Annotated in this window: 11 protein-coding genes; 6 read left to right on the forward strand and 5 right to left on the reverse strand. The window is 72.6% G+C overall.

The features are described 5' to 3' along the window. The first annotated feature begins 54 nt into the window (after positions 1-54). The 3 genes from ABZZ17_RS36610 (at position 55) to ABZZ17_RS36620 (ending at position 2,994) form a co-directional block, all read left to right on the forward strand. Positions 55-1,656, forward strand: coding sequence for a long-chain-fatty-acid--CoA ligase (locus tag ABZZ17_RS36610; protein ID WP_356883068.1), 1,602 nt, complete (start codon positions 55-57; stop codon positions 1,654-1,656). Between the two features lie 5 nt (positions 1,657-1,661). Next, positions 1,662-2,453, forward strand: a complete 792-nt coding sequence (locus ABZZ17_RS36615) for an alpha/beta fold hydrolase (RefSeq protein ID WP_356883070.1) — start codon at positions 1,662-1,664, stop codon at positions 2,451-2,453. Between the two features lie 79 nt (positions 2,454-2,532). Beyond that, the gene (locus ABZZ17_RS36620) at positions 2,533-2,994 is read left to right on the forward strand and encodes a nuclear transport factor 2 family protein (RefSeq protein WP_356883072.1); all 462 of its coding nucleotides are present in this window, start codon (positions 2,533-2,535) and stop codon (positions 2,992-2,994) included. 76 nt (positions 2,995-3,070) lie between these two features. Here the strand turns inward: ABZZ17_RS36620 and ABZZ17_RS36625 are convergent, their stop codons facing one another. Then, positions 3,071-3,670, reverse strand: a complete 600-nt coding sequence (locus ABZZ17_RS36625; RefSeq protein WP_356883074.1) for a TetR/AcrR family transcriptional regulator — start codon at positions 3,668-3,670, stop codon at positions 3,071-3,073. Positions 3,671-3,828: 158 nt separating this feature from the next. On the opposite strand from ABZZ17_RS36625, the gene ABZZ17_RS36630 reads away from it, so the two are divergent. The 3 genes from ABZZ17_RS36630 (at position 3,829) to ABZZ17_RS36640 (ending at position 7,129) form a co-directional block, all read left to right on the forward strand. Further along, positions 3,829-5,247: an MFS transporter gene (locus ABZZ17_RS36630; RefSeq protein WP_356883076.1), complete on the forward strand. Its 1,419-nt coding sequence runs from the start codon at positions 3,829-3,831 to the stop codon at positions 5,245-5,247. Between the two features lie 336 nt (positions 5,248-5,583). Beyond that, the gene (locus ABZZ17_RS36635) at positions 5,584-6,363 is read left to right on the forward strand and encodes an AfsR/SARP family transcriptional regulator (protein ID WP_356883078.1); all 780 of its coding nucleotides are present in this window, start codon (positions 5,584-5,586) and stop codon (positions 6,361-6,363) included. 10 nt (positions 6,364-6,373) lie between these two features. After that, on the forward strand, positions 6,374-7,129 hold the full coding sequence (locus ABZZ17_RS36640) for a sirohydrochlorin chelatase (RefSeq protein ID WP_356883080.1): 756 nt from the start codon (positions 6,374-6,376) through the stop codon (positions 7,127-7,129). A 10-nt stretch (positions 7,130-7,139) separates the two neighbouring features. Here the strand turns inward: ABZZ17_RS36640 and ABZZ17_RS36645 are convergent, their stop codons facing one another. The 4 genes from ABZZ17_RS36645 to ABZZ17_RS36660 all read right to left on the reverse strand — a co-directional run. After that, a complete protein-coding gene (locus tag ABZZ17_RS36645) occupies positions 7,140-8,090 on the reverse strand; it encodes an ABC transporter permease (RefSeq protein ID WP_356883082.1) in 951 nt (316 codons plus the stop codon). Continuing rightward, on the reverse strand, positions 8,077-8,862 hold the full coding sequence (locus tag ABZZ17_RS36650) for an ABC transporter ATP-binding protein (protein WP_356883084.1): 786 nt from the start codon (positions 8,860-8,862) through the stop codon (positions 8,077-8,079). The genes ABZZ17_RS36645 and ABZZ17_RS36650 overlap by 14 nt, the downstream gene beginning before the upstream one ends. A 6-nt stretch (positions 8,863-8,868) precedes the next feature. Continuing rightward, entirely contained in the window at positions 8,869-9,990 is a 1,122-nt protein-coding gene (locus ABZZ17_RS36655; RefSeq protein ID WP_356883086.1) for an aliphatic sulfonate ABC transporter substrate-binding protein, read from the reverse strand. Positions 9,991-9,992: 2 nt separating this feature from the next. Next, positions 9,993-11,291, reverse strand: a 1,299-nt coding sequence (locus tag ABZZ17_RS36660) for a GTP-binding protein (protein ID WP_356883087.1), incomplete at its 5' end; no start/stop codon positions are given.

Consider the following 11,291-nt stretch of genomic DNA (forward strand, 5'->3'; position numbering starts at 1 on the left):
ACCCGCCCGCCCACCCACCACACGACCACACGGACGACACGACGGGGGATCCCCATGGACGACGAAGACAACCACCGTACGGAGGACCGGACGCTGGCCGCCCGCGCGGCGCTGCACGCCCGGACCCGGCCCGATCACCCGGCGGTGATCTGCGAGGGCCGCACGCTCACCTACGGCGAGCTGCACCGGGAGAGCAACCGGACCGCGCACGCGCTGCTGGCCGCGGGCCCCGCCGCCGGGATGCGGGTGGGCTACCTGGGCCGGGAGTCGGAGCACTACTACGACCTGGCGCTGGGCTGCGCGAAGAGCGGTGCGGTGCTGGTGCCGGTCAACTCGCGGCTGACGCCCGGCGAGGTCGAGCACGTGCTGCGCGATTCGCAGGCCGGGCTGCTCTTCGTGGAGCGGGAGTTCCGGCCGGTCGTGGACAAGCTGCTGCCGCTGCTGCCCGAGCTGCGGCAGGTCGTGGAGATGGACTCCGACCGGCACGTGGCGGGCGGGTTCCTGGAGTGGAAGGCGGGGCGGCCGGACAGCGAGCCGTCGGCGGCGGGCGCGGCCGGGTTCGACGACGCGGTGGCGCAGTTGTACACGAGCGGGACGACGGGCCTGCCGAAGGGCGTGGTGCTGGCGCAGCGGACGTTCTTCACCTTCATCGCCGACACGCGGGCGCAGGGGGTGGACTGGATCGACTGGCGGCCCGAGGACCGTGGGCTGAGCTGCTTCCCCGGCCTGCACACCTCCGGCTTCGGCTGGTTCATGCACGCGTTCAACGCCGGCGCCACGACGGTGATCATGCGTCAGTTCATCGCGGACGAGGCGACCCGGCTGATCGGAGCGCACCGGATCACGACGCTGTGGGCGGCGCCCGCGATGCTGCGGATGATGCTGACCGAGCGGGGTACGACGCGGGAGACGTTCCGGTCGCTGCGCAAGGTGGTGTACAGCGGGTCGCCGATCGACCGCGAGCTCCTGCTGACCTGCATCGACGTACTGGGCTGCGAGCTGGCGCAGGGGTATTCGTCGGCGGAGGCGGGCAGTTTCGTGACCTGTCTGGCGCCGGCGGACCACACCCCGGACAGCCGGGTGCTGGGTTCGGCGGGGCGGGCGTGTCCCGGCAACGAGGTGCGGATCCTGGACGAGGACGGCAACGAGCTGCCGCCGGGCGGGGTCGGACGGGTCGTCGTCAAGAGCCCGGCGCGTTTCCTCGGGTACTGGCGGCTGCCGGAGGTGACGGCACGGTCCCTGTCGGGCGAGTGGCTGTCCATGGGGGACATGGGTCACCTCGACGCGGACGGCTACCTGTTCCTGGTGGACCGGGTCAACGACACGATCATCGTCGCGGGTCAGAACATCTATCCGACCGAGGTCGAGAACGCGCTGCGGGAGCATCCGGCCGTCGAGGAGGTCTCCGTGTACGGGGTTCCGCACCCGGAGTGGGGCGAGGCGGTGCGGGCCGCGGTGGTGCTGCGTCCGGGCGCCGCGGCCACGCCGCGGGACTTCCTGAGGTTCCTCAACGGCAGGATCGCCGGGTTCAAGATCCCCACGGGCTACGACCTGGTCGGGGCGCTGCCGCGCAACCCCACCGGGAAGGTGCTGCGGCGGGTGCTGCGGGAGCGGTTCACCGCCCCGCGGGCCGATGCCGCCGCGCCCGCGGTGTAACCGGCGTGGACGGGACCGTCGTACGGCCGGCCGCGACCGCGGGTCCGCTGCCCGAGGTGCAGGGCGCGGCGCGGTGGCTGCATCCGGCCGACGCCGAACCGGACGGCGAGGTACGGCTGTTCCTGCTGCACCACAGCGGGGGCGGGGCCTCGATGTACCGGGAGTGGGCGGGGCTGCTGCCGTCGGTGGCGTGCCGGGCGGTGCAGCTGCCCGGGCGGCAGGAGCGGCGCCGGGAGGCCCCGTACACGCGGCTCGGTCCGCTGGCGGAGGCCCTGGCCCGGGTGGTGTCCGACGAGCCGGACGAGCGCCCGTACGCGGTGTTCGGCCACTCGATGGGGGCGCTGCTGGGGTACCGGCTGACGGTGGAGCTGGAGCGGCGGGGCCTGCCGGCGCCGGTGCTGCTCGCGGTGTCGGGCTGGGCTCCGGCCGGGTTCTCGGCGCCGGCCGGGCTGTCGGCCGATCCGCTGGAGGCGCTGCGGCTGCTGGGCGGGCTGCCCGCGGCGGTCGAGGGCGATCCGGCGCAGCTGGCGGCGGCGGTCCGGGCGATGGGCGCGGACGCCGCGGTGTGCGCGGACCGGCCGGAGGACGGGGCGGCCGTGGGCTGCCCCGTCGTCGCGTACTGCGGGCGGGAGGATCCCCTCCTCGCGCCCGGGGCCATGCGGTCGTGGGCGGGCCGGACTCCGGAGTACCTGGGGTGCCGGACCTTTCCGGGGGACCACTTCTACCTGCGGACCCACGCCCGCGCCATCACGGCCGACCTGGCCCAGCTGCTGCCGCGGTACGCCGCGGGGCGCTGAGCGGGCGGCCCCGCACGGCGACCACGCCGACCCCATCGACCCATCGGCCCGTCGCCCCGTCGACCCAGGAGGTTTCCCCATGCTGCCCCGACCGAACGAACTCCTCGCGCGCTACGTCGCGTTGTGGAACGAGACCGATCCGGCGCGCCGGCGCGAGAGGGTGGAGGCCCTGTACGCGCCGGACGCCGTGTACGTGTTCTACCGCAAGGATCCGATCCGCGGTCACGCGGCGATCCTCGACCAGCTGGCGTACACGCACCAGGTGTACGGGCCGATGGGCTACGAGTTCCGGTCCTCGAACAACGCGACCGGCCACCACGACGTCGTCCGGTTCAACTGGGTGATGGTCTCGGCGGCCACGGGCGAGATGGAGATGTCGGGCCAGGACATCGTCGTGCTCGCCGAGGACGGGCGAATTCAGGCCGACTACCAGTTCCACGACCGCATGCCCTCGTCGTTCGTCTACGACGACGGCTACGAGGAGCACGGCGTGGCGGTACGGGCGGCCCGGCCGCGGCGGACCGGTGTCGCGGGCCCCTGACCGGGGGCGGACGCGCACGCACCCCGGCCCCGCGGCATCGACGTGCCGCGGGGCCGGTCGCGTACCGGATGGTGCGTCAGTGCGCGGCGGCCGTCACGGTGTCCGGGCAGTACTGCCGCAGGAGGAGCTCGGTGGTGGCGACGGCCATGCGGGCCGGGCCGGCCGCGCCGAGGACCTCGCCGTTGGCGAGGAGGCCCCCGACGATGAGCATCAGCGTGTCGGCCAGGGCGTCCGGGTCCTCGGCCCCGGCCTGGGCGCCGCGGTCGCGGAGCCAGTTGCGCAGGCCCGTGAGGTGCAGTTTCGCCTCCTGGCGACCCGGGTGCCGCGGGTCGCGGAACTCGCTGGAGGTGTTGTAGTAGATGCAGCCGTGGAAGTCCGGTTCCTGGACGCTGGTGTGGAAGAACTCCATCAGGGCCAGGATCTGGCGGGCAGGGTCGCCGGTGTGGGGCGCCGTGACCTCCTCGGCCCGCTCCCACCACTGGGCGTCGCTCTCGCGGAGCCAGGCGGCGATGAGTTCGTCCTTGCTGGCGAACTCGCGGTAGAGCAGGCTCTTGCCGACTCCGGTCGCGTCGATCACCTGCTGCATGCCGACGGCCCGGACCCCCTGTTCACCGAAGAGTTTGGCCGAAGCCTCCAGAATCCGCCGCCGCGTGCCTGGTGCCGGTGTGCGCGCCATGTCTGAACTCCTTCCCCTCTCCCCCGCGGATCCCAGCATACGTTTGACACAGGGGTTTGTGAGCGCTAGAAATGGACCGATCAGTCCGGGACTGATCGGTCCGTCATTCTTCCTGTTGCGCTCACCGCTTCCGACGACACTCCGATCGGAGTCTGATCATGACCGAGGCATCCCCCACCTCTCCTCCTGTCGCACGGGCGTTACCGCCCGCTCCCGCGGTCAAGAGCCTTCCGCTCCTGCTCCTGGTCGTGTGCGCGGTGCAGTTCCTCGACGCGATGGACATCGCGAGCATGGGACCGGCCCTCCCCCTGGTCCAGGCGGACCTGGGGATGTCCACCTCCGCGCTCCAGTGGGTCGTATCGGCCTACGCGCTCGGCTTCGGCGGCTTCCTGCTGCTGGGCGGCCGGCTGGCCGACCTCTACAACCGCAAGAAGCTGCTGATCGGCTGGCTGGTGGTCTTCGTGGTCGCCAGCATCCTGGGCGGCATCGCCGACGACGGCGTGGTCCTCGTCGTCGCCCGGCTCCTCAAGGGCATCAGCGCCGGCATCACCGCGCCGGCCGCCATGGCCATCCTGCTCGACGCCTTCCGTGACGAGCAGTCACGCAACAAGGCCCTCGGCACCTTCCTCGCGGTCGCCTCGGCCGGTTACTCCCTCGGTCTGATCCTCGGCGGCCTGATGGCGGGCGTCTCCTGGCGGCTCGTCCTCTTCGCCCCCGCCGTCGCGGGCGTGCTGGTCGCCCTGCTCGCCGCTTCGGTCGTCCCCTCGCAGCAGGACGCGGGCAAGCGCGGCAGCATCGACATCCTCGGCGCCGTCACCGTGACGGCCGGAGCCGTGGCCCTCGTGTACGGGCTCAGCCGGGCCGCCAGCGACGGCTGGGGCGACGCGCAGACGATCGGCTCGCTCCTCGCCGCCGCCGTGCTCTTCCCGCTGTTCGCCGTCGTCGAGAGCCGGCACCCGGCCCCGCTGGTCCCGCTGTCCGTCTTCCGCAAGGGCCAGCTGACCCGCGCACTGGTCGCCATGCTCTTCTTCGGCGCCTACGTCTCCTTCCAGTTCGTCCTGACCCTCTACTACCAGGAGCAGCTGGGCTGGAGCCCGCTCCAGGCCGGACTCGCCTTCCTCCTCGGCGGCGTCCTGACCGCCGGCACCGCCCGCTACGGCGCCGCGCTGGTCACCAAGTACGGCGCCTGGCCCGTCGCGACCGGCGGCCTGGTCCTGCTGAGCATCGGCTACCTCGGCTGGGTCCTGCTGCTCGGTCAGGTCGACCCGCTGGTCACCCTGTTCGCCCAGCAGCTGCTCGGCGGCCTCGGCTTCGCCGCGGTCTACCCGGCGCTGAACATCGCCGCCGTCGGCACCGCCGCCCCGGACGAGCAGGGTCTGGTGTCCGGCCTCTTCAACGCCGGCGCGCAGATCGGCAACGGCGTGGTCATCGCGATCACCGCCACCGCCTTCTCCCTCTCCGCCGGCGGGACCGCCCCCTACCGGGCCGGCCTGTGGACCGTCACGGCCATCACCCTCGCCGTGACCGCCGTGGCCCTCGCGGGCGCCGCCCGCTACCGCAAGTCCGCCACCGCCTGACCGGACCCGGGGGCGCCGCCGCGGCCGCGCCCCCGCCCCCCGAACGCCGTGCAACACGTCAGGCGCACCCATTGGATCCCCCGCATCCGGCGCCGGACGTGTTGCACGGCATTGTCGTGTTTGCCCCCGGGTACGACGCCCCCGCGTCGGGCGGGGGCTTCATTGACATGCTCCTACCTGACCAAGTACGGTCGGGACCGATCGGTCCACTAGGAATTCAGTCTCGTTCCGGACGTATATGACTCGCCCGGCGCCCGTGCACACGACACCGTTCTCTTTCCATCTCGCGGGGAGATGTTTGTGTTGCTGTTCTCAGTCCTAGGTTCCATAGAGATAATGAAGCACCGCGGCGCCGTACGGCTCGGCGGCGCCATGCAGCAGACCCTTCTCGCGGCCCTGCTGGCCGCCGGCGGATCGCTCGTCACGGTCGACGCCCTCATCCTCGAACTGTGGGGCACCACTCCCCCCGCCAAGGTCGAGAACGCCCTCCAGGCGCAGGTCAGCAGGGTCCGCAGGACGCTTTCGGCCGTCGAGCCCGACCGCGAGGGATCCCGGGTGGTGACCAGCACCTCGGGCTACATGTTCCTCTTCGACCGGTGGGAACTCGACGCCTACTTATTCCTCGACACCGTGGACGCCATCCACGCGCGGACCGGAAACGACAGCCTCTCCGAACACCGGCAGAACATCGCCGACCTCCGCGAAGGACTTTCGCGCTGGCGGGGGCCCGTATTCGGCGGACTCGCGGGCGGCCCGATCTGCCGGACGGCTTCCGCGAGATATCTGGAGGCGAGGAATTCGGCACTGATTCTGCTCTACGATCTAGAACTCCGCACCGGCGGACACGAGCGGATTCTCCCGGAGCTCACGGAGCTCTACTCCCGCAACCCGAACCACGAGCAGTTCTGCATGCTCCTCATGCGGGCGCTCTACCGCTCGGGCCGGCAGCTCGACGCCCTGACGGTGTACCGGCAGTGCCGGCACAACATGATCGAGTCCCAGGGCATCGAACCCTCCCCCGTCCTGAGCCAGTACGAGCGGGCGATCCTCACCCACGACCCGATGCTGCTCCAGGACGAGCCCTACTGGCCCGTGCCCGCCCTCGCCGCGAGCTAGGACGACGGCCATGGCCGGCGCTGACGCCGACGCCGGTGTGCTGCTCCTGATCGCGCACGGCAGCCGCGATCCGCGGCACGCGGCGACCGTACGGGCCCTCACCCGCCGGGTCCGGTCGATGCGGCCCGGACTGCGCGTGAGCACGGCCTTCCTGGACTTCGACCCGCCCTGCGTACCGGGGGAGCTGGACCGGATGGCCCACTTCGGCGCCCGGCGGGTGGTGGCGCAGCCCCTGCTCCTGACCCGCGCCTTCCACGCGAGGACCGACCTGCCCGACGCGCTGCGCGGGGCCCCGGCGTCCCTCTCCGTACGGCAGGCCGGGGTGCTCGGACCGCACGCCCTGCTGACCGCCGCGCTGGAACGCCGGCTCACCGAGGCGGGCCTGGACCCCGGCGACCGCGCCGCGACCTCCGTGGTGCTCGCCTGCGCCGGCACCACCGACCCGCAGGCCGTCGCCCTGCTCGCCGGGACCGCCCGGCAGTGGCGGCGCACCGGCTGGTACGACGTACGCCCCGCCTTCGCCTCCGGCGGCGCCTTCCCCCGTACCGGGGACGCCGTACGGGCCCTGCGCGCCGACGGCGCCCGGCGGGTGGCGGTGGCCCCCTACGTCCTGGCCCCGGGCAGGCTCCCGGACCGGATCGCGGACGGCGCCGCCGAGGGCGGCGCGGACCTCCTCGGGGCCGTCCTGGGCGCCGCGCCCGAACTCGCCCGGCTCGTACTGCGCCGGTACGACGCCGCCGTACGCGCCCCGGCCCTGACGGGCTGACACCGACGGGTCATCTCCGCCCGGGCGTAGGGGACCCGGTGCTCCTTGCGGCGCCCTTGCGGCGCGGGCGGCCGGCGCCGGTGGCCGGCGCGGCGAGCAGCCCGCGGCGGCGGAGCATCCGGCGCTCCACCGGGCAGAACACCAGCAGGTCGACGGCGATGCCGACCAGCAGGATCAGCCCGATGGCGAGGAAGATCCGCGCCATGTCCGAGGTCTCGCGCCCCGACTCCAGCAACTGGCCGAGGCCGAGGCCCAGGTCGGGGGAGCTGGCGATGATCTCGGCGGCCATCAGGGAACGCCACGAGAAGGCCCAGCCCTGCTTCAGCCCGGCCAGGTAGCCGGGGAACGCGGCGGGCATCACGATGTGCCGGGCGCCGCGCAGCCCGGTCGCACCGAGGGAACGGCCGGCCCGCAGGTACAGCGGCGGGACCTGGTCGATGCCGGAGACGAGGCCGTTGGCGATGGAGGGGGTGGCGCCGAGCAGGATGACGGCGTACATCATCGAGTTGTTCAGGCCGAGCCACAGCACCGCCGGGGGCACCCAGGCCACCGACGGCAGCGACTGGAGCCCCGACAGGACGGGGCCGATCGCGGCGCGCACGGTCTTCACCCGGGAGACGAGCAGGCCCAGCGGCGTGCCGATGGCCAGGGCCAGCAGGAAGCCGGACAGGCCGCGCCAGATGCTGGTCCACACGACGTCCAGGAGGGTGCCGCGCAGCCACAGGTCGGACAGGCTGTCCCACACCGCGGCGGGCGGCGGCAGCATGTAGTCGTCGGTGACCTGCGCGAGGGTGAGGGCCTGCCACACCGTCAGGACCAGGACGACGGCGAGCAGCGGCGGCAGCGCCTTGGCCGCGAGGACCCGCCGCAGCGGGGTGCGGGTGTCCTGGTGGGTGTCGAGCGCGTCCAGCCCGGCCAGTTCGTTCGCACCGGGCCGGGGCCCGAGGTCAGTGGCGGCCATGGCGGCGGATCTCCCCACGCAGGTGTTCGGTGATCTCCAGGGACAGGTCGGCGACGTCGGTGTCCTCGGTGCGGCGCGGCTGCGGGATGTCCACGGTCCATTCCTTCGCGACGCGTCCGGGCCGGGAGGAGAGGAGGACCACGCGCTGGGCGAGGCGGACGGCTTCGCGGACGTTGTGGGTGACGAAGAGGACGGAGAGGTTCGTCTCGGCCCAGATGCGGGTGAGTTCGCCGTGGAGCACGTCGCGGGTGATGGCGTCGAGGGCGGCGAACGGCTCGTCCATCAGGAGCAGTCGGCTGTCCTGGGCGAGGGCGCGGGCGAGGGCGACGCGCTGGCGCATGCCGCCGGAGAGTTCGTGGACGCGCTTGCCGTACGAGCCGCCGAGCCGGACCAGTTCCAGCAGCCGCTCTGCCTCGGGCCCCCGGTCGGCCTTGGCGACCCCGCGCAGACGCAGGGCGAGCTCGATGTTCTTGCCCGCGGTCAGCCACGGGAAGAGGGCGTGCTCCTGGAACATCAGCGCGGGACGGCCCTCGGTGGCGATGGTCCCGCCGGTCGGCTCGTCCAGTCCCGCGACCAGGTTGAGCAGGGTGGACTTCCCGCACCCGGAGGCCCCGAGGAGGGTGACGAACTCGCCGGGGCCGACGTCGAGGGTGATGTCGTCCAGGACCGTCTGGGGGCCGGCGCGGCCGGGGAAGGACTTCGAGACGTGTTCGATGCGGACGGCGCTGCGGACCGCCGTGGTGTTCTCCGCGTTGACCAGAGCGGTCGCCATCGCCGGTCACCTCCCTTGGTCGTCGGTGCCCGCGCCCGGGGTGACGGCGGGCTTGTGCAGGGAACCGAGGACCTTGTTCAGCGGCCCGAGGTCGTAGATGCCGGTCAGGTCGGGCTCCTCCAGCAGGCCGGCCGCGACCGCGTGACCGGCCTGGGCCCGCAGGGTCGCGGCGAGGGGGTCGTCGGTGACGAGGATGCCGGGCCAGGCCCGGTCGATGACCCCGGCCTCCAGCTCCTTGCCGCTCAGGGACTTCAGGGCGGCGTTGGCGGAGGCCTTGGCCCGGTCCGGGTCTGCGTTGATCCATTCGTTGGTCTTCACCGTGCCGCGCAGCACCGCCTCGACGACGTCCGGATGCGCCTTCAGGAACTTCTGCGACACGATCACGTTCGTGATCACGAAGGTGCCGCCGGGCCACAGGTCCCGCTCGTCGAGGAGCACCCTGGCGCCTTCGGCGACCAGTTTGGAGGCCGTCGGTTCCGGTACCCAGGCTCCGTCGACCGAGCCGGACCGGTAGGCGTCCGGGGTGATCGTGTTGTCCGTGCGGACGACGGACACGTCCCCCTTGCCGCTGGTCGCGTCGACCTTCCAGCCGCGTGCGGAGATCCAGTGGAGGAAGGCGACGTCCTGGGTGTTGCCGAGCTGCGGGGTGGCGATCCGGCGGCCCTTGACGTCGTCGGGCGTTGTGATCCTCGCCGGGTTCACGACGAGTTTGACGCCGCCGGAAGCGGACCCGGAGATGATGCGCAGGTTCTCGCCCTTGGACTTGGCGTAGCCGTTGACCGCGGGTGAGGGCCCGATGAAGCCGATGTCGACGGAGCCCGCGTTGAGGGCCTCGATCTCGGCCGGGCCCGCGTTGAAGGTGACGGTCTTCAGGGTGGTGCCGCCCAGTTCCTTCTGGATCAGGCCTTCGCGCACGCCGACCAGGGCGGTCGCGTGGGTGAGGTTGGGGAAGTAGCCGAGCCGTACGGAGTCCGCCGAGAGCTCCTCGCCGACGGCGGCCACCGGAGCCTGCGGGCCGGGCGCCGACTCGGCGGCCTTGGAGCCGTAGCCGCAGGCGGTCGCGGCGCACGCGAGGAGGAGCAGGCAGAGCGGGGCGGCGGTACGGCGAGGACGGCGCGGTGAGGGCATCGTCAGGGGGTCCGTTCGTTCTCGGTGAAGGCATCGCCCGCCATGCCCGCGGTCAGGGTGGTTCCGTCGGCGGGGTCGATCAGCAGGAAGGACCCGGTGCGGCGGGAGTCGGCGTAGGCGTCGAGCGCGAGGGGCTCGGCGGTGCGGACGACGACGCGGCCGATGTCGTTGGCGACGAGCCGGCCGGGGTTCAGGTGCTGGGACAGGTCGTCGAGGGTCAGCCGGGAGGGGATCTCCTTGACGATCGCCTTCACCGTGCGCGTCGTGTGCTTGACGAGGACGCGCTGGCCGGGGGTGAGGGGCCGGTCGGCGACGTGACAGACCGTCGCGGTGATCTCCCGGGTGGATTCGGGAGGGCTCGTGGAGGGGGCGATGAGGTCGCCGCGGGAGATGTCGATGTCGTCCTTGAGCCGGAGCGTGACCGACTGGGGGGCCCGGGCGATGTCGACGCTCTCGCCGAGGGCGTCGATGCCCTCGATGACGGAGGTGCGGCCCGAGGGCAGGACGGTGACGGCCTCGCCGACGCGCAGGACGCCGGAGGCGATCTGGCCGGCGTAGCCGCGGTAGTCCGGGTGCTCGGCGGACTGGGGGCGGATCACGTACTGGACGGGGAAGCGGGCCGGGCAGGCGGTGAGGTCGTGGCTGACCGGGACCGTCTCCAGGTGCTCCAGGACGGTCGGGCCGCCGTACCAGTCCATGTTCGCCGACGGTTCCACGACGTTGTCGCCGGCCAGCGCCGAGATCGGGATCGCGGTGCACCACTCCTCCCGGGGGCCGCCCCCGGACCCCCAGCCGGGCACGCCGAGGTCGGAGGCGTAGGCGGTGAATTCCTCGGCGATGGTGGCGAAGACGGATTCCCGGTAGTCGACGAGGTCCATCTTGTTGACGGCGAGGACGACGTGGGGGACGCGCAGGAGGGCGGCGACGGCGGCGTGGCGGCGGGTCTGTTCGATGACGCCGTTGCGGGCGTCGACGAGGACCACGGCGAGGTCGGCGGTGGAGGCGCCGGTGACCATGTTGCGGGTGTACTGCACGTGCCCGGGGGTGTCGGCGAGGATGAACCGGCGGCGGGCGGTGGCGAAGTAGCGGTAGGCGACGTCGATGGTGATGCCCTGCTCGCGTTCGGCGCGCAGGCCGTCGGTGAGGAGGGCGAGGTCGGGGGCTTCCTGGCCGCGCCGGGCGGAGACGGCCTCGACGGCCTCCATCTGGTCGGTGAGGACCGACTTCGAGTCGTGCAGGAGCCGCCCGACGAGGGTGGACTTGCCGTCGTCGACGGAACCGGCGGTCGCGAAGCGCAGCAG

The sequence above is a fragment of the Streptomyces sp. NPDC006512 genome (assembly GCF_040611935.1).
Taxonomy (GTDB): Bacteria; Actinomycetota; Actinomycetes; order Streptomycetales; family Streptomycetaceae; genus Streptomyces.

Bases quoted from the DNA above. Each gene is read 5' to 3' on its own strand.
- ABZZ17_RS36630 (WP_356883076.1), top strand. From the start codon at position 3,829: ATGACCGAGGCATCCCCCACCTCTCCTCCTGTCGCACGGGCGTTACCG.
- ABZZ17_RS36610 (WP_356883068.1), top strand. From the start codon at position 55: ATGGACGACGAAGACAACCACCGTACGGAGGACCGGACGCTGGCCGCC.
- ABZZ17_RS36645 (WP_356883082.1), bottom strand. From the start codon at position 8,090: ATGGCCGCCACTGACCTCGGGCCCCGGCCCGGTGCGAACGAACTGGCC.
- ABZZ17_RS36625 (WP_356883074.1), bottom strand. From the start codon at position 3,670: ATGGCGCGCACACCGGCACCAGGCACGCGGCGGCGGATTCTGGAGGCT.
- ABZZ17_RS36640 (WP_356883080.1), top strand. From the start codon at position 6,374: ATGGCCGGCGCTGACGCCGACGCCGGTGTGCTGCTCCTGATCGCGCAC.
- ABZZ17_RS36620 (WP_356883072.1), top strand. From the start codon at position 2,533: ATGCTGCCCCGACCGAACGAACTCCTCGCGCGCTACGTCGCGTTGTGG.
- ABZZ17_RS36650 (WP_356883084.1), bottom strand. From the start codon at position 8,862: ATGGCGACCGCTCTGGTCAACGCGGAGAACACCACGGCGGTCCGCAGC.
- ABZZ17_RS36655 (WP_356883086.1), bottom strand. From the start codon at position 9,990: ATGCCCTCACCGCGCCGTCCTCGCCGTACCGCCGCCCCGCTCTGCCTG.
- ABZZ17_RS36635 (WP_356883078.1), top strand. From the start codon at position 5,584: ATGAAGCACCGCGGCGCCGTACGGCTCGGCGGCGCCATGCAGCAGACC.